The organism is Pseudomonas sp. (assembly GCF_049590575.1).
Lineage (GTDB): Bacteria > Pseudomonadota > Gammaproteobacteria > Pseudomonadales > Pseudomonadaceae > Aquipseudomonas.
Genome location: NZ_JBAWDE010000185.1, coordinates 1 through 16895 on the forward strand (window position 1 = coordinate 1; position 16895 = coordinate 16895).

16 protein-coding genes and 1 pseudogene are annotated in these 16895 nt (G+C 62.7%); 7 read left to right on the forward strand and 10 right to left on the reverse strand.

Annotation, left to right across the window (positions count from 1 at the left end):
• The 7 genes from WBR57_RS12875 to WBR57_RS12905 all read right to left on the reverse strand — a co-directional run.
• The coding region (locus tag WBR57_RS12875; protein ID WP_424084133.1) for an alpha/beta fold hydrolase at positions 1–388 on the reverse strand (388 nt) is incomplete at its 3' end.
• Entirely contained in the window at positions 385–1188 is an 804-nt protein-coding gene (locus WBR57_RS12880) for an alpha/beta fold hydrolase (protein ID WP_424084134.1), read from the reverse strand. The genes WBR57_RS12875 and WBR57_RS12880, both read right to left, overlap by 4 nt.
• Before the next feature lie 97 nt (positions 1189–1285).
• On the reverse strand, positions 1286–1729 hold the full coding sequence (locus tag WBR57_RS12885) for a hotdog fold thioesterase (RefSeq protein WP_122675635.1): 444 nt from the start codon (positions 1727–1729) through the stop codon (positions 1286–1288).
• A 31-nt stretch (positions 1730–1760) separates the two neighbouring features.
• Positions 1761–3410 carry an AMP-binding protein gene (locus WBR57_RS12890; protein WP_424084135.1) on the reverse strand — a complete coding sequence of 550 codons (1650 nt, stop codon included), beginning with the start codon at positions 3408–3410 and terminating at the stop codon, positions 1761–1763.
• Positions 3411–3495: 85 nt separating this feature from the next.
• Entirely contained in the window at positions 3496–3945 is a 450-nt protein-coding gene (sixA, locus tag WBR57_RS12895) for a phosphohistidine phosphatase SixA (protein WP_424084136.1), read from the reverse strand.
• On the reverse strand, positions 3942–4289 hold the full coding sequence (locus WBR57_RS12900) for a DUF4389 domain-containing protein (RefSeq protein ID WP_424084137.1): 348 nt from the start codon (positions 4287–4289) through the stop codon (positions 3942–3944). Before WBR57_RS12900 ends, sixA begins: the two co-directional genes overlap by 4 nt.
• A 10-nt stretch (positions 4290–4299) precedes the next feature.
• Positions 4300–5325, reverse strand: coding sequence for an NAD(P)H-dependent glycerol-3-phosphate dehydrogenase (locus tag WBR57_RS12905; RefSeq protein WP_424084138.1), 1026 nt, complete (start codon positions 5323–5325; stop codon positions 4300–4302).
• Between the two features lie 195 nt (positions 5326–5520).
• Between WBR57_RS12905 and WBR57_RS12910 the strand changes: the two genes are divergently transcribed.
• The 5 genes from WBR57_RS12910 to fabB all read left to right on the forward strand — a co-directional run bounded on the left by WBR57_RS12910 (position 5521) and on the right by fabB (position 12470).
• Positions 5521–7644 (forward strand): TonB-dependent receptor plug domain-containing protein, encoded by a 2124-nt coding sequence (locus WBR57_RS12910; RefSeq protein ID WP_424084139.1) that lies wholly within the window; start codon positions 5521–5523, stop codon positions 7642–7644.
• 1 nt (position 7645) lies between these two features.
• A complete protein-coding gene (locus tag WBR57_RS12915) occupies positions 7646–8575 on the forward strand; it encodes an ABC transporter substrate-binding protein (RefSeq protein WP_424084140.1) in 930 nt (309 codons plus the stop codon).
• Entirely contained in the window at positions 8572–10473 is a 1902-nt protein-coding gene (locus WBR57_RS12920) for an ATP-binding protein (RefSeq protein ID WP_424084141.1), read from the forward strand. The genes WBR57_RS12915 and WBR57_RS12920 overlap by 4 nt, the downstream gene beginning before the upstream one ends.
• A 249-nt stretch (positions 10474–10722) precedes the next feature.
• Complete coding sequence (fabA, locus tag WBR57_RS12925; RefSeq protein ID WP_003210552.1) at positions 10723–11238, forward strand: 3-hydroxyacyl-[acyl-carrier-protein] dehydratase FabA; 516 nt, start codon at positions 10723–10725, stop codon at positions 11236–11238.
• Between the two features lie 11 nt (positions 11239–11249).
• The gene (gene fabB / locus WBR57_RS12930) at positions 11250–12470 is read left to right on the forward strand and encodes a beta-ketoacyl-ACP synthase I (protein ID WP_424084142.1); all 1221 of its coding nucleotides are present in this window, start codon (positions 11250–11252) and stop codon (positions 12468–12470) included.
• Between the two features lie 144 nt (positions 12471–12614).
• Here fabB and WBR57_RS12935 read toward each other — a convergent pair whose 3' ends face one another.
• From WBR57_RS12935 to WBR57_RS12945, 3 genes and pseudogenes are all read right to left on the reverse strand, one after another.
• Entirely contained in the window at positions 12615–13478 is an 864-nt protein-coding gene (locus WBR57_RS12935) for a methyl-accepting chemotaxis protein (protein ID WP_424084146.1), read from the reverse strand.
• Positions 13470–14240, reverse strand: a pseudogene (locus tag WBR57_RS12940) (MCP four helix bundle domain-containing protein); the annotation flags it as partial. The gene WBR57_RS12935 and the pseudogene WBR57_RS12940, both read right to left, overlap by 9 nt.
• 97 nt (positions 14241–14337) lie before the next feature.
• Positions 14338–15360, reverse strand: coding sequence for an amidohydrolase family protein (locus tag WBR57_RS12945; protein ID WP_424084143.1), 1023 nt, complete (start codon positions 15358–15360; stop codon positions 14338–14340).
• Between the two features lie 138 nt (positions 15361–15498).
• Here WBR57_RS12945 and WBR57_RS12950 point away from each other — a divergent pair, with 138 nt between their 5' ends.
• A complete protein-coding gene (locus tag WBR57_RS12950) occupies positions 15499–15915 on the forward strand; it encodes an OsmC family protein (RefSeq protein WP_424084144.1) in 417 nt (138 codons plus the stop codon).
• A 63-nt stretch (positions 15916–15978) separates the two neighbouring features.
• Positions 15979–16845, forward strand: a complete 867-nt coding sequence (locus WBR57_RS12955) for a pirin family protein (RefSeq protein WP_424084145.1) — start codon at positions 15979–15981, stop codon at positions 16843–16845.
• Positions 16846–16895 lie beyond the last annotated feature (50 nt).

Consider the following 16895-nt stretch of genomic DNA (forward strand, 5'->3'; position numbering starts at 1 on the left):
GGACCACGCCGTCGATCAGCCCCAGGTGCGTCACGCGTTCCGGCAAGGCGCCGGCCAGCACCAGCGAGACGATGGCGCCGAGGGAATGGCCAAGTAATGCAAAACGTTTCCAGCCCAACTGCTCGGCCACTTGCAGCACATCGAACACGTAATCCCACAAGGAATACCCCGCGCCTGCCGGGCGATGCGCCGAATGCCCGTGCCCGGCCATGTCCAGGGCGACAATGCGCAACCCGGCAAGCTTGGGCGCCAGCCGCGCAAAGCTGTTGGCGTTGTCCAGCCAGCCATGCAGGGCGATCACCGGCAAACCGTCCTCGGGGCCGAACAGATGGGCGGCCAGCTCGATATGCGGCAGGCTCAGGCGCACTTCTTCGACGGGGGTACTCATGCGCAACTGCGCTCATGGGCTTGCCAGCGGCTGAACAGGTGCTTGATCAAGGTTGCGGTGTCCTGCGGGCGTTCAAGGGGGAACATGTGGCCACCGGGCATGGTGAGCATTTCGCCCATCGGCAGGCGCCCGACGCCGCTGGCGTGATGGCGCATCACCACGCGGCTCTGGCGGCCACGCACCACCGCCAGTGGCACCTGCAATTGGCGCACCTGGCCGGGGCTGGTATGGGGTACGCCGCGGTAGATGCTGATTTCGGTGGCCGGGTCGAAGCGCAGGCGCAAGCGATCGCCTACCTGTTGCAGGCCGTGTTGCAGATAGGCGTCGAAGCATTCGGGGTCGAACCCGCGAAACAGGGTTTTGCCGGCAAAGTAACTGCGCGCGGCGGCCAGGTCGGTGAACTCCTCGCGCCGGCCCAGCGTGCGCCCGGCCGGGGTCAGCCGGTCGATAAAACCGAAGCGCTTGGCCGCGCGGATAACCCAGCGGTCGGCACGGGTCAGCACCGGCGAATCAAGCATGACCACGCCGCGATACAACTGCGGGCAGCGCATGGCCGCGTGCAGATGCAACACGCCACCCAGGGAATGGCCCACGCCCCATACCGGCTCCGGTTGCAGCTCAAGATGGTGGATCAACTCGTCCACCAGGTTCTGCCAGTTATCGTCCACCGGAAACCGCGGGTCGTGGCCATGCTGCGGCAAGTGAGCCACGGCGTATTCAGGGGCCAGGGCGGCAAACAGCTTGCCGTAGGTGGCCGAGGGGAAGCCGTTGGCGTGGGCGAAAAACACGTGCTGCGACATAGCCGACCCATCTTTAAAAACAGAGATTGATTGTCACCAGCCCCGAGCGGCACAGCAATGACCGTAACCGCCAGGAATGATGACACTCACGCCACGCCTATCGTGCCGGCGGGTTCTCGCCCAGGGGCACCACGGCCATGGTCAGGCGCGAAATACAGCTGGCTTTGCCGTCGTCGCTGGTCAAGCGGATATCCCACACCTGGGTGGTGCGCCCGATATGAATCGCCTTGGCCACCGCCGTCACGCGCCCGCTGCGCACACCGCGCAAGTGGTTGGCGTTGACCTCCAGGCCCACGCAATAGAACTTGCTGGGATCGACACAGAGGTAGGCCGCCATGGAACCGACGCTCTCGGCCAGCACCACCGAGGCGCCGCCATGCAGCAGACCGAAGGGCTGATGGGTACGGTGGTCGACCGGCATACTGGCGGTCAGGGAGTCGTCGTCGAAGCTTTCGATGCGGATGTCCAGCAATTCACCGATGCTGTTTTTCTGGCCGGCATTGAGTTGCTCGATATTCGGTTGGGTGTGCCACAGGCTCATGCGCAGTGTCCTTATTGGTTTTATTACGACCCTAATCCTGCCACACAATGGTCTCGGTGCGCTCGCTCCAGGCGTGAAATTGCGCACCGTAAGTCGACTCGATCACGTTGCGCTTGATTTTCAAGGTCGGGGTCAGGAAGCCGTTTTCCACGGCCCAGTTGTCTTTCACCACCACCAGTTGGCGCAAACGCTCGTGCTTATCCAATGCCGCGTTGACCTGTTCCAGCCAGCGTTCAAGGCTTGAGCGCAATGCTTGCCGGTCCTGGCCCAGCGCAGACACGACGCACAAGCCCATGGGCGCGGTCAGGCCATCCCCGACCACGCACACCTGCTCGATGCGCGAGTGTTCGGCCAAGCGGTTTTCAATCGGCGCCGGGGCCACGTACTTGCCTTTGCTGGTCTTGAAGATTTCCTTCAGGCGCCCGGTCAGGCGCAGGCGGCCGTCGGTGTCCTGCTCGCCCTTGTCGCCAGTACGCAGGTAGCCATCGGCGGTGATGGTTTCGGCGGTTTTCTGCGGGTCCTTGAAATAGCCGAGCATGGTCGCGCCGCTGCGCACCTGCACTTCGCCCAAGGGGTCGATGCGCACTTCGACACCGGGGCACGGCAGGCCGATCCAGCCGAGGGTCTGCTGGCCGGGGCGGCACACGTGGGAGTAGCCGCAGCTCTCGGTCATGCCATACACCTCAAGCACATCCAGGCCCAGGCGTTGGTACCAGCGCAGCAGCGCCTCAGGCACCGGCGCGGCGCCCGACAGGGCAATGCGCAACGCGTCCAGCCCCAGCCCGGCCAGCACCTTGTGGCCCACGCGCTTGCCGATAAAGGGCAGGCGCAACAGACTGTCCAGGCGCCTTTGTGGAATCTTTGCATAAACGCCCATCTGGAATTTGCTCCAGATGCGCGGTACGCCAAACAATGCAGTGGGCCGCGCCCGACGCAGGTCGGTCAGAAAGGTCTCGAGGCTCTCGGCAAAAAACACGGTTTGCCCGGTGTAGATCGAGGCCATTTCCACAAACATCCGCTCGGCCACATGACACAGCGGCAGGTAGGACAGCAGCCGATCACCCTCCCCCAGGCCGAACAGCTCGGTGCCGCGCGTAGCCGCAAAACCCAGGGCGCCAAAGCTGTGCATCACGCCCTTGGGCAGGCCGGTGGTGCCGGAGGTGTAAATGATGGTCGCGAGGTCGGACGCTGCGGGTAACGGGTCGTCTTCGATTGGAGTACAGGCTTGCAGGTCGGCCCAGCTGAAGCTGAACGCGCCGGCCGGGCACAACGGCAGGCTGATGGTCGGCACACCCGCCGGCACGCCGGGGGCCATGGCCGGCCAGTCGTCGAGCTTGCCGATGAATACCAGCGCCGCCTCGGAATGGCTCAGTACGTGGGCCACGGAATCAGCGGTGAGGTTGGGGTACAGCGGCACCGAGACATGCCCGGCCATCCAGATCGCCAGGTCGGCGATGATCCAGTGCGCGCAATTTTTCGAGATCAGTGCAATGTGCGAATGCGCGGGCAGTTGTCTGGCGCGCAACCACTGCGCGGCGCAACGGGCCTGGTGGCCGACATCGGCCCAACTGAGGGTTTGCACCTCGCCCGCGCCCACCGGCTGCACCAGCAAGGTTTTGCGCGGATGCCGCGCTTCACGTTGGTAAAACACCTGCAACGGCAAACGAAAAGCGACGGGCATGGGACGCGCTCCTGTGTGGTCCGATCATAGCCAACCAAGCACTTGCTTGGTTGACTATATAGCACACAAAAAGCCGCAATAACGCCTACGGGTTCTTCACACTCACCAGGCTCATCGCCCCGGCCAGCGGGAAGTCGCCTTCCAGTTCCGCCAGGCTGGCGGTGTACATCGGCTGGGGCTGACGCTGATGGCCGTGCTGCAGGACGCTGATCAAACTGCCCACCAACGGCTGATGGCTGACCAGCAGCACGTTGTCATCGGTGTCGAGTTTTTGCAGCACCTGCAGCGGGCTGCCATCCGGCGTCAGCCACGGCACGGTGCGAATCTGCGGCTCAAAGCCCAACGCGTCGCGCACCAATTGCGCAGTTTGCTGCGCGCGTACATAGGGGCTGGCAAAGATCGCGCTGATCGGCTGGCCGATCAGCTGCGCCGCGCTGCGCAACACTTCGCCGCGGCCATGCTCGGTAAGGTTGCGTTCGGCATCCGTGCGGGCGTGAGCTTCGGCCTCCCCGTGGCGCAACACCCAGAGTTTCACAGCTTGGGTTCCTCATCACGCACCGGGTGCGGCGCGGGTGGCACGCTGTGGGGCGCCTCGCCCTCGGGTGTGCGTGGGGTTGGCCAGTCGGCGAACGGCCAAGGCTTCTGCTCGGTATGAAAGCTGCCGAAACGGCCGATCTGCGCGAGGAACTGGCTGAGGCTGTCGCCAAAATTCATCAGCCCCAGGTTCGGCGCCCCGTACACCAGGCGGTAGATCAACTGCACCACTACCAGCGCGCCGAGCAGGAATTGCGCCACCTGCCACACCAGCGCAAACACCAGCATCCACAGGATACGCAGGAGGATGGACTCATACTTGGGGGCTGCTTTCGGATCGTTCATGGCGCGTTCCTCAGTTGAAACCACTGGTGGAAATAAAGTCGACATCGGTTTTCGGCTCGGCCCGCATCAGCAGCTCGATGACCTGGTTTAAAGTGCGCCCTTCGAACAGGATCGCGTGCAACCCGGCGACCAGCGGCATGTACACGCCGACTTCCTGGGCCTTGGCCTTCAGCACCTTGAGGGTGTTGACCCCTTCCGCCACTTCGCCCAGGCGCGTCACTGCGTCTTCCAGGCTCAAGCCCTGGCCCAGGGCGAAACCCACCTGGTAGTTACGGCTTTTCGGCGACGAGCAGGTCACGATCAAATCGCCCACGCCCGCCAGCCCGAGGAAGGTCATGGGGTTGGCGCCCTGGTTCACCGCAAAGCGGGTCATTTCCGCCAGCGCGCGGGTGATCAGCATGCTCTTGGTGTTTTCGCCCATGCCCAGCGCCACGGCCATGCCGGCAATGATCGCGTAGACGTTTTTCAACGCCCCGCCCAGCTCCACGCCAAAGCGGTCGCTGCTGGCATACACACGGAAGGTGCGGCCATGCAGCACCGCCTGCACGCGCTCGCACAGTGCTTCGTCTTCACTGGCGACCACGGTGGCGGTCAGCGCGTGTTCGGCCACTTCGCGCGCCAGGTTCGGCCCGGACAACACGCCGATACGCGCTTGGGGCGCGATTTCTTCGAGGATCTCGCTCATCAGCTTGAAGGTCTGCGCCTCGATGCCCTTGGTCAGGCTGACCAGCATTTTGCCGGCCAGGCGTTCGGCATGCGGCGCCAGCACCGAGCGCAAGGCGCTCGACGGCAGCGCGACAAAGCACAGGTCGCAGTCGGTCAGGGTGGCCAACAAGTCGGTCACCGGCTCGACCGCCGGGTGAATCTTGATGCCTTTGAGGTAACGCGGATTCTCCCGGTGCACGCGGATGGCCTCGGCCTGCTCGGGGTCACGCATCCACTGGCGCACGGGGTGCCCGTTTTCAGCCAGCAGGTTAGCCACGGCGGTCCCGAAACTTCCGCCTCCCAGGACCGCAATAGGGCGCTGTTCAGTCATATGCAATCCGTTAATCCATACCAGTGGCGATGGCGGCATTATACGGAGCGACCCGCTTGCGGCCAGCCCCCGTCGCAATTCGTACGCCTGTCGGAAAATGCGACAGTTGGGTGAACTAATTGCAAGTCCGGCGACTGGCAAAAGGCCCCACCTCAGTTAACATGGGCGGCTATCCGCAATTATCAAGGCCGTGCCGTGTATTTGGGCCCTCCTCCTCGCTCATCTCTCTTGTTGATGCTGTTGTCGTGCGGCGCGCCCGCGCTGGCTGACGACCTGTTCCTCGACAGCCAGCCATTGCCGCAAGTGTTGACCGCCACCCGCCTCAAGCAATCGGCCGCCGCGGTGCCCGGCAGCATGACCGTGATCGACAGCGAGCTGATCAAGGCCAGCGGCGCGCGGGACATCAGCGAACTGCTGCGCCTGGTGCCGGGAATGATGGTCGGCTACACCACCGGCAACCAGGCGGCGGTGAACTACCACGGCACCAGCGCCAGCGATGCTCGGCGCATGCAGGTGCTGATCGACGGCCGTTCGGTGTACCGCGCGGGCCTGGCCACTGTGGACTGGAGCGACATTCCAGTGGCCATGGAAGACATCGAGCGCATCGAAGTATTCCGTGGCCCCAATACCGTCAGCTACGGCGCCAACGCACTGATGGCGGTGGTGAATATCCTCACCCGCTCGCCGGCCAACAGCCACGGCTCACGTGTGAAGGTGGTGCGTGGCGAACGCGGCATCAATGACTTTTATGCCAGCCAGGGCGTGGGCTGGGAAACCGGCGACCTGCGCCTGTCGATGTCCGGGCAGCAGGACGACGGCTTCGACAGCGATGACGCCGGCGCCGACCGCCGTGACAGTCGCCGTCTCAGCCGATTCAGCCTGGCGGTGAGCCAGACCTTGAACACGCAGCAGAGCATCGACCTGCAACTGGACGCGAAGGAAGGCACCAACCAGCGCCCTTATACCTACTCTCCGGTATTCGCCGGGATTACCGAAGGCGGCGACAATTCCGACGTCACGGCCAAGGACTATGCCGGCTCGCTGCGCTGGAATTTCGACTTCAACCCCGATCACAGCCTGTATATCCAGGGCTCGGCGCAGCAGTGGGACCGTCGGCAAATCTGGAAGGCGTGTGACGCCAAAGTCTCGTTCAGCCCGGAGCTGACCCAGCTCTGGCAGCTCAACCCCAACTATGCCGAAAAGCTCGCCCGGCACATGGACACCTACAGCCAGGGCACCGCGCCACCGGGCAGTGCCGCCGAGCAGGCGCTGGCCAATGAAGTGCTCAACCAGTGGCGTAACGGCGCCAGCCAGAGCGTGTGCGGCGACATTGACCAAAGCACCCGCGAAAGCCGCTACGACCTCGAGGTCCAGGACACCCTGAGCCTGTCCGACAGCCTGCGCCTGGTCAGCGGCATGAACTACCGCTATGACCGCGCCGACTCCGACACCTACTTCAACGGCACCCTGGACGACACCACCTGGCGCCTGTTCGGCCAGCTCGAATGGCGTGCCAGCGAACATTGGCTGCTGCAGGGCGGCGCCATGTATGAAGACACACACCTGAGCGGCAACTCGCTGACACCACGGGTGGCGGTCAACTACCTGATCAACCCGCGCCACGGCCTGCGCGCGGTGTATTCCGAAGCCATCCGCTCGCCGGACATGTTCGAGAACAACGTCAACTGGAGCTACCGCGTCACCAACCTCAGCTCCCCGGCCTATGGGCAGACCACCGGGCAATATTTCGTAAAGACCCGAGGCCCGGGCAACCTCGATAAAGAGATGATGAAATCACGGGAGCTGGGCTATAACGGTTTCTTCGCCGACATCGGGCTGAACATGGACGTGAAATTGTTCTATGACGAAATCACCGACATGATCAGTTCGCCGCTGCGCAATAACCAGTACATTGCCAGCAATGCCAACAGTTCACGCTTTACCGGCGCCGAAACCCAGTTCGACTGGCGCGTCAGCAATGCCGACCGGCTGCGGTTGACCTACGCTTATGTCGACGCCACCGCCAGCAACCCGCTGGACAAAGCCCAGACCGCGCGCAACAGTGGCTCGGCCGGCTGGCTGCGTGAATGGGGGCAAGGCTGGTCCAGCGCGTTGTTCTACTATGGCGACGACGCACTTAACAGATATCGCTTCGAACGGGTCGACCTGCGGGTGGCCAAGCGCATTGCCCTGGGCAACGCCAACGTGGAGCTGGCCGGCATGTTGCAACAACGTCTGGACAACCAGCCCACCACCTGGGCCGACAACACTTATGACCATCGCCAAGTCCTCTACTTCAGCGCGGAGTTAGAGTTCTGACATGGGCGACTCGTCACGGATGACCTTGTTCTCTCTCTACGCACTCTGCAGGCGCGGTGTGCTGCTGGCCTGCCTGTTGCTGGCGGCGCCGGCGTGGAGCGCCGATATCCTGCTGACCGCCGCCGATGACGGTGCCGGCGTGCAGGCCTTTACCCAGGCCCTGGCCCGGCAACGCCCGCAAGACCACGTGACCTTCACCGCCCTCTCAGACTTGCCGGCGCCTGAGCAACTGCCGGCCAATACGCGCCTGATCCTGCTGGACCTGCCCGCCCTCGACTGGCGCCTGCAGGACACCCAAGGCCCGCCGACCCTGGTGTTGCGCATCAGCCGCTTGCAGGCCCATCAACACCTGGGCACTGCGCAGCCCCCGCGGATCAGCCTGCTCTGGAGCGACCCCCCGCTTGCGCGCCAACTGCGCCTGATCGCCAACATCCTGCCGCAGTCGCGGCGCATCGGCGTGCTCTATGGCGCCGACAGTGAGTTCCTGCTCCCCGAACTGCGCCAGCACGCCACGCCCCTGGGCCTGGAAATCGTGCCGCAGCGCTGGGATAACATTAATGACAGCCGTCCGCTGCAAAGCCTGTTCAGAAACAGTGATGTGTTGCTCGGCCTCGACGACCCGCAGCTGTACAACCCGAAAACCGCGAAGAACCTGCTGCTCAGCAGCTACGCCCAGCAATTGCCATTGGTAGGGCCAAATGCGGGATTTGTGCGCGCCGGCAGCCTGGCCAGTACCTACAGCGACCAGCTCGACTGGCTGGCCGTGCTCGACAACCTGCTTGACCACCCACCGGCCACCTGGCCGCGCACGCTGTACCCGCAGCACTTCAAAGTCGTGGGCAACCCGCAAGTTGCACGCTCACTGGGAATCGAACAGGTGGACGAGGCCAGCGTCGCCGCCCGCTTGGCCGAAGGAGAAAAACGCCCATGACCTTGCGTCGCCGTTGGGATATCAATACCCGCACCCAGCTCATCACCCTGGGCCCGGCGCTGCTGCTGACGTTGCTGTTGATCAGCTTCTTCACCTTCGTGCGAATCCAGGACCTGCGCCAGGAACTGGACCACACCGGCCAGTTGATCGCCAACCAGCTGGCGCCCGCCACTGAATACGGGGTGATTTCCGGCAACAACGATGTACTCGACAGCCTGCTGCGCGCCACCCTGGCCACGCCGCATGTGCGCTTCCTGGAGATTCAGGACAGTAGCGAAAACATCCTGGTGTACGTCGAACAGCCTTCGGAGAAACATGACCGTTCGTTGTCGGTGAAAGTGTTCCAGGCACCGATCCGCTTGCAACATATCCAACTGGGCAACGACTTTTTCCAGGACAACCTCAACGAACCCAAGGCGCCGCGTGCGGACTATCTGGGCCGGGTGATTGTCGGCATGTCCAACGACGCCTTCAGCCAGCGCCAACAGGAAATCCTGTTCAAGGCCGGGATCCTCGCGCTGTTCGCCCTGCTGTTTACCTTCCTGCTCGCACGGCGTTTGGCCGCCAGCCTGTCACAGCCGATCAGCGCCATGGGCAACGCGGTGAAGGCCATCCAGCAAGGCGACTACAAAACGCCGCTGCCGATCGTGGACGACTCGGAGCTGGGCGACCTGTCGCGGCACATCAACAACCTCGCTGAAGGCCTCAACCAGGCCAGCCGCGAACAGCAGCAGGCCATGGCCCAGTTGATCCAGACTCGCGAAGAGGCCGAGCGCGCGAACAACGCCAAGTCAGACTTCCTGGCGATGATGAGCCACGAGCTGCGCACCCCGATGAACGGCGTGCTAGGCATGCTGCAGTTGCTCGAAACCACCGAGATGACCGAGGAGCAGACCGAGTACGCGGCGCTGGCTTCCGAGTCCACCGAGCATCTGCTCAAGGTCATCAACGACATCCTCGATTTCTCGCGCATCGAGCGCGCCGCCCTGGAGCTGGAGCACATTGCGTTCAACCTGGCGGACCTGATCAACAGCTGCGCCCAGGCCTTCCAGCACAGCGCCCAACAGCGCGGCCTGACGCTGACGCTGCCGATCCCGCCGGGCATGGACGCCTTGCGAGTGCAGGGCGACCCGACGCGTATCCGGCAGATCCTGGTGAACCTGATCGGCAACGCGCTGAAGTTCACCGAGCACGGCACCGTGAGTGTCGAGCCGCACTGGCAGACCCTCGACCATGAACTGCTGTGGTTCACCTGCACCGTGCGCGACAGCGGCATCGGTATCTCCGCCGAACGCCTGGAACTGATGTTCGATGCGTTCCAGCAAGCCGACAGTTCCATTTCAAGACGTTACGGCGGCACCGGGCTGGGCCTGCCCATCGCCCGCACCCTGGCCGAACGCATGGGCGGCACCCTGCGCGCAAAAAGTGAAGAAGGCCGCGGCTCGGTGTTTACCCTGGAGATCCCGCTGGCCATCGACCAACACAGCGTGCCGGCCATCGCCGCCGATGCCGAAGGCAAGACCAGTGCGGGCAATGGCCGGCATGTGTTGCTGGTGGAAGACAACCCGGTCAACCGCACCGTGGTCGAAGCCATGCTGCGCAGCCTGGGCTTCGAGGTGAGCCTGGCCACCGATGGCGCCGAGGCGATCCGCAGCGCCGAGAGCCTGATTTTCACCGCGATCCTGATGGATTGCCGGCTGCCGCTGATCGACGGCTATGAAGCCACGCGGCAGATTCGCCAGTTGCCGGGCTGCGCCGACCTGCCGATCATCGCGCTGACGGCCAACGCGTTGCAGGGCGACCGTGAAGCGTGCCTAGCAGCCGGAATGAACGATTACCTGGCCAAGCCGTTCAAACGCACGGATTTGCAGCAAATCCTGCAACGTTGGGTGCAATAGCGCCGCGCCATCAGCCAAGTCTGACTGGCGTGAAAGGCGAAAGTGCGGCAGTCTTAGGCACCCAAACGGGCCGATAAACAGGCCCGGTTTAAAATTTCAGTGAACAAGTGTACATTGAGTGCCTTGCCGCTGTGACTTTCACTACAACGCAATAGTCTATGTGTAGGCTGCCGGCATGAGGCATGAACGCCTCAGTCGGTTCGGGAAGATTTGCCCTACCCTGCCGCATGGGATTATTGAGGAGCTCGCATGACCAAACAAAACGCCTTTACTCGGGAAGATCTGCTGCGCTGCAGTCGCGGTGAGCTGTTCGGCCCAGGTAACGCGCAACTGCCCGCCCCGAACATGCTGATGGTGGATCGCATCACCCATATCAGCGAAGAGGGTGGCAAGTACGGCAAAGGTGAATTGGTCGCCGAGCTGGATATCACCCCGGACCTGTGGTTCTTCGCCTGCCACTTCGAAGGTGACCCAGTGATGCCAGGCTGCCTGGGCCTCGACGCCATGTGGCAGCTGGTCGGCTTCTACCTTGGCTGGCAAGGCCTGCCGGGCCGCGGTCGCGCCCTGGGTTCGGGCGAAGTGAAGTTCTTTGGCCAGGTCCTGCCGACCGCCAAGAAAGTCACCTACAACATTCAGATCAAGCGCGTCCTCAAGGGCAAGCTGAACCTCGCCATCGCCGATGGTTCGGTGACTGTCGACGGTCGCGAGATCTATACTGCCGAAGGCCTTCGGGTCGGCGTATTCACTTCCACTGACAACTTTTAAGGGTTATCCGCATGCGCCGCGTCGTTATCACTGGTCTGGGCATCGTTTCTTGCCTGGGCAATGACAAAGAGACCGTCACCGCTAACCTGCGTGCAAGTCGCCCTGGCATCCGCTTCAACCCGGAATATGCCGAAATGGGTCTGCGTAGCCAGGTTTCCGGCTCCATCGACCTGCCCCTCGAAGAACTGATCGATCGCAAGATCTATCGCTTCGTCGGCCACGCTGCCGCTTACGCCTACCTGGCCATGAAAGACGCAATCGCCGACTCCGGCCTGAGCGAAGACCAGGTATCGAACGTACGTACCGGCCTGATCGCCGGTTCGGGCGGCGCATCGACCCTGAACCAGATGGAAGCGCTGGACATCCTGCGCGAAAAAGGCGTGAAGCGCGTTGGCCCGTACCGTGTTACGCGGACCATGGGCAGCACCGTCTCGGCCTGCCTGGCCACGCCGTTTGCAATCAAGGGCGTGAACTACTCGATCTCCTCCGCGTGCGCCACCAGTGCTCACTGCATTGGGACTGCCGTTGAGCAGATCCAGCTGGGCAAGCAGGACATCGTGTTCGCCGGCGGCGGTGAAGAAGAGCATTGGAGCCAGTCGTTCCTTTTCGACGCCATGGGCGCACTGTCCACCCAGTACAACGAAACCCCGGAAAAGGCCTCCCGCGCCTACGACGCCAAGCGTGACGGTTTCGTCATCGCCGGCGGTGGCGGCATGGTGGTGGTCGAGGAGCTCGAGCACGCTCTGGCCCGTGGTGCCAAGATCTACGCGGAAATCGTGGGCTACGGCGCGACATCCGACGGCTACGACATGGTTGCGCCAAGCGGTGAAGGCGCGATTCGTTGCATGCAGATGGCCATGTCCACTGTGGATACGCCAATCGACTACCTGAACACCCACGGCACCTCGACTCCGGTCGGCGATGCCAAGGAAATGGAAGGTGTGCGTGCGGTATTCGGCGACAAGGCGCCGGCCATCAGCTCCACCAAGAGCCTGTCGGGTCACTCCTTGGGCGCCGCCGGCGTGCACGAAGCGATCTACTGCCTGCTGATGATGGAAGGCAACTTCATGGCCGGTTCGGCCAACATCGACGAGATCGACCCAGTCGTCGCCGACATGCCGATCCTGACCAAGACCGTTGAGAACGCCAAGATCGACACCGTGATGAGCAACAGCTTCGGCTTTGGTGGCACTAACGCCACCTTGGTGCTGAAACGCTGGCAGGGTCAGTAAGACCTGTAGGTTGATCACCTGAAAAAGCCCCGACTGGTTCGGGGCTTTTTTTTGTGGGCAAGCCAGCTCCCACATGTTGAATTGTGAACACAGTCAAATGTGGGAGCTGGCTTGCCTGCGAAGGCGCCACCTCCGCCACCCGCCCTACACCGAAAACCGCGCCACCATCGAATTCAAATCCACCGCCAACCGCGACAACTCCTGGCTCGCCGCACTGGTCTGGTTCGCCCCGGTCGACGTCTGATGCGCCAGATCGCGAATATTCACCAAATTGCGATCCACCTCACGGGCCACCGCCGCCTGCTGCTCCGACGCGCTGGCAATCACCAGGTTGCGCTCGTTGATCAAGGCAAACGCCGAAGCAATCTCCTCCAGCGCCAACCCCGCCGACTTGGCGATATCCAGCGTAGAGCGCGCCCGCGTATTGCTCTGCTGCATCGAGCTGACGGCTTGATCGGTGCCCTGCTGAATCCCGCTGATCATCTGCTCGATCTCCTGGGTCGACTGCTGCGTACGGTGGGCCAACGCCCGCACCTCATCGGCCACCACCGCAAAACCACGGCCTGCGTCCCCGGCACGTGCCGCTTCGATCGCGGCATTCAGCGCCAACAGGTTGGTCTGCTCGGCAATCGAGCGGATCACATCCAGGACCTTACTGATGCCATACACCTTCTGCGCCAAGTCCTCGACCTGATTCGCATTGGCCGTCACGTCCGACGCCAGCGCCTCGATCGACACCACCGTCTGCTGCACCTGCTCGCGCCCTTGCTGGGCAATCCGGTCCGACTCCCGCGAGGCCTGGGACGTGGCCACGGCATTGCTCGCCACCTCTTCCACCGCCGCCGTCATCTGGTTGACCGCCGTAGCGGCCTGTTCGATTTCCTGGTTCTGCTGGTGCAGGCCGCGCGTGGCGTCTTCGGTCACACAGCTGAGCTCTTCGGAAGCCGAGGCCAGTTGGTTCGAAGACTCGGAGATACGCCGGAGGGTGTCGCGCAGGTTTTCCTGCATGCCCTTGAGCGCTTGCTGCAAGCGCGCCGGCTCATCATGGCCGGTGATGCTGATCTCGCCGGTCAAATCACCACTGGCCACGCCCTGGGCAACTTTCAGCGATTGGGCCAGCGGCAGCACGATGCTGCGCGTCAGCCACACCGCCAGCCCGATAGTGATCAGCGCGGTGAACACAATCATGCCCACCACCCAACTGCGCGACTGGCTGAACACGCGCTGCGCCAGGTTCGCCGCCTGGTTGGCGTTGGATTTATTCAGGTTGACCAGATCGCGCAGGGTCGCGGCCATTTCATCGGCCTGTTGATTCATCTCGCCGTTGACCACCCTGATCGCGTCTTCCAGCTGATTGGCCTTGGAAAAGCCCATCACCTGGTCCTGGCGTTGCAGGTATTGCTGCTCCTGGGCCTTGAAACGATCGAACAGCGTGCGTTCCTCGGGCAGCACGATCAGCGCCTCGTACAGGGTCTGCGCGCGGTGCAGGCCGCTCTTGAGGTCATTGAGTTTCTGTTCGTTCTGCGCCAGCGCCTGGGGCTCACGGTTGAGCAGCAGGCGCAAGGTCAGGGCACGCACCCGCAGCAAGTCCTGGCTCATCTCGCCCACGGCCATCACGCTGGGCAGCCAGTTGTTCTCCACCTGGTCCGACTGCTGGCGCATATTCGCCATCTGCAACAGGGCAAAGCCGCCCAGGGCGAACACCATCAATGCCAGCACGCCAAAGCCGAGGCCGGCGCGCGGGGCGATATTCAGACTACGCACATTCATCACATCGGTTCCTTCCAAAAGCGCTGCATCCACCTGCAGCAGGTCTCTTGAAAGTTATCGGCGCTCTAGAGGATTAACCTAAGACCAAAACGCGATATCAACGCGGGCTCAAATCGCGCGGCGGTTTAGGCAGAATCGCCAGGAAGTTGTCCCGCGCGACCTTGCGGGCAACGTTCTCGGGCAATGCATCGAGGAACGGATCGAAGCGGCGCATTTCCTTACCCAGCTTATTGAAACGCCCTACAACGTCCGAGCCCAGCATAAAGCGCTCCGGGAAGCGTTCCACCAGCTTTACCCACTCCGGCCGGGGTTGGCCCGCGTCATCCAGCAAATAGGGCGTGAGCATGCTCCAGGACAGGTCGATGTACAGGTTTGGGTAAGCCTCGAGCAGGCGGCTCAAGGTGGGTAGCAGAAAATCCATCTGTACCTGGTGGCGGTGGATCTCCTTGCTGGTGCCGGCATGGGCCCAGATAAAGCGCGTGTGCGGATGGTTGCGCAGCGGTTCTTCCACCTCGGCCAGGTACAGCGGGTTGCGCTCGCGCTTGGAGGTGATATTGGAATGCAGCATCACTGGCAGGTCGTTCTCCGCAGCCAAGTGATAGATGCGCGTCATGGCCTCGTTGTTGGCGCGCGGGGTATCGCCCGAGGTGAGGGCTGTGAGGTCATCGTGGCGGGTGAACACCTCACCGATGCCCTGCCACAGCCCGGGGTTGAGATCGAGCATGCGCTGGATATGCGCGGCGGAGTTCTTGTCGTTGGGGTTGAAGCCGGACAGGAACGGATGAAAGTGCTGACGCTGCTCTGGTGTCAGTTTGTTCACGGCCGCGGCGACGATCACGTCGGTGGCGCTGTACCAATACGCATCGGCGTCGTCACCGGCGTAATAGCGCGGGCGCTTGGGCTCGTCTTCGTGCCATTTCTTGGCCACTGGAATGCCGGAAATCATCACGTGCTCGATACGGTTGTCGGCCATGGCCTGGAGCAGCTTGTCCATGCCGGCCGTCTCCTGGAAAAAATCCACGTAATGCAGGTGCGCATCGCTGTAGGCATAGTCGCGGGCCTGCACAGCGCAGCTGCCGACGGCAAATAACAGGGCAAGACTCAGGCGGGTCCAGGGCACGGTACAACCTCAAATGGGGCGAATACGGGTAGACCTTACACGGCATAAACCGGTTCACCGTTAAAAATCGTGGAACACCCCAGTGCCAGCATGCTCTATAACTGCATGACCTTCATCCTGCCGCTTGTGAGGTTCACCATGTCAGTTACCGTCAATACTCTGAACCACGACAACTTTCGCCATAGCGTGAATATCAACAACCACGAACTGTTCACCGACCTGCCCAAGAGCTTGGGCGGCGACGACTCGGCGCCCTCCCCGCATGATTACTTCGATGCCGCACTGGCATCGTGCAAGGCCTTGACCGTCAAGCTCTACGCGCAGAAAAAAGACATTCCCCTGACCGGCGTGACCGTGGAAGTCACCCACGACGCGACCGAAGAGCAGAAAGGCAAATACAAGCTCAGTGTCAAACTGACCCTCAAGGGCGTGCTCACCGACGAACAGCGTGACGAGCTGCACCGCGTAGCCGATCGTTGCCCGGTGCACAAACTGATGACCACCGCCGAGGTCACCATCGAGACCAGTCTCTCGGAAGGCGCCTTCAGCCAATAGCGGCAACGGCCCGTCGGGCGGGTTATGCTCAACGCATCCAACCCGCTCAGACTGGGACGCACCATGACCACCCTCACCGTGATCCGCCCTCGCCCCGAAGATGTCGAAGGCCAGCCCATCCTGCGCCCGCTGCCGTCGCGCGAATGCCGCAGCGTCGGGCCGTTTGTGTTTTTCGACCACATGCTGCCCACCCGTTATGCGCCAGGCACCGGCATGAATATCCGCCAGCACCCGCATATCGGCCTGTCGACCCTCACCTACCTGTTTGAAGGCGCGTTGCAGCACAAGGACAGCCTGGGCTCGGACCAGGTGGTGCAGGCTGGCGATGTGAGCTGGATGACCGCCGGCAGCGCGATTGCCCACGTCGAGCGTACGCCCGCCGCACAGATGGCCGAGGGTTTCAGCCTGCATGGGCTGCAAGTATGGCTGGCTTCGCCCAAGCACCACGAAACCGGCCCCGGGCATTACAGTCATCACCCGGCGGCGAGCCTGCCGGTGAGCGATAACCTGGGTGTACGGATACGTCTGATTGCCGGCAGCGGCTTCTGCCTCAAGTCACCGGTGCCGGTGATGTCGCCTACGCTTTACGCCGATGTGCAGATGCAAACCGCCACCACTCTATTGATCCCGGACGAATACGAGGAACGCGCGGTGTATGTGCTGGAGGGTGAAGCGCAGTTGGACGGCGAGGCAGTGGAGGTGCACAGCCTGGTGGTACTACCGGCGGGGCAGGAAGTGACCCTGTTCGCCGAAACCGATTGCCACCTGGTGGTGTTCGGCGGCGCGCCGCTGGATGGGCCACGGCGGATCAACTGGAATTTCGTGGCCAGCGACCCTTTGAAGATCGAGCAGGCACGGCAGCGCTGGGCAGCTGGGGATTGGCCGACGGTGCCGGGGGAAACTGAAAGGATTGAGTTGCCGGTGAGATAGCCATCGGGGGCAAGCCCCCTCCCACATTGACTGTATTCACAAATCAAAGG

What these genes read in the sequence shown, in the direction of transcription:
- WBR57_RS12890 (WP_424084135.1), bottom strand. Translation starts at nt 3,410, where the DNA reads ATGCCCGTCGCTTTTCGTTTGCCGTTGCAGGTGTTTTACCAACGTGAA.
- WBR57_RS12880 (WP_424084134.1), bottom strand. Translation starts at nt 1,188, where the DNA reads ATGTCGCAGCACGTGTTTTTCGCCCACGCCAACGGCTTCCCCTCGGCC.
- WBR57_RS12935 (WP_424084146.1), bottom strand. Translation starts at nt 13,478, where the DNA reads ATGCAGGAAAACCTGCGCGACACCCTCCGGCGTATCTCCGAGTCTTCG.
- WBR57_RS12900 (WP_424084137.1), bottom strand. Translation starts at nt 4,289, where the DNA reads ATGAACGATCCGAAAGCAGCCCCCAAGTATGAGTCCATCCTCCTGCGT.
- WBR57_RS12915 (WP_424084140.1), top strand. Translation starts at nt 7,646, where the DNA reads ATGGGCGACTCGTCACGGATGACCTTGTTCTCTCTCTACGCACTCTGC.
- WBR57_RS12955 (WP_424084145.1), top strand. Translation starts at nt 15,979, where the DNA reads ATGACCACCCTCACCGTGATCCGCCCTCGCCCCGAAGATGTCGAAGGC.
- WBR57_RS12950 (WP_424084144.1), top strand. Translation starts at nt 15,499, where the DNA reads ATGTCAGTTACCGTCAATACTCTGAACCACGACAACTTTCGCCATAGC.
- WBR57_RS12905 (WP_424084138.1), bottom strand. Translation starts at nt 5,325, where the DNA reads ATGACTGAACAGCGCCCTATTGCGGTCCTGGGAGGCGGAAGTTTCGGG.
- fabA (WP_003210552.1), top strand. Translation starts at nt 10,723, where the DNA reads ATGACCAAACAAAACGCCTTTACTCGGGAAGATCTGCTGCGCTGCAGT.
- WBR57_RS12885 (WP_122675635.1), bottom strand. Translation starts at nt 1,729, where the DNA reads ATGAGCCTGTGGCACACCCAACCGAATATCGAGCAACTCAATGCCGGC.
- fabB (WP_424084142.1), top strand. Translation starts at nt 11,250, where the DNA reads ATGCGCCGCGTCGTTATCACTGGTCTGGGCATCGTTTCTTGCCTGGGC.
- WBR57_RS12920 (WP_424084141.1), top strand. Translation starts at nt 8,572, where the DNA reads ATGACCTTGCGTCGCCGTTGGGATATCAATACCCGCACCCAGCTCATC.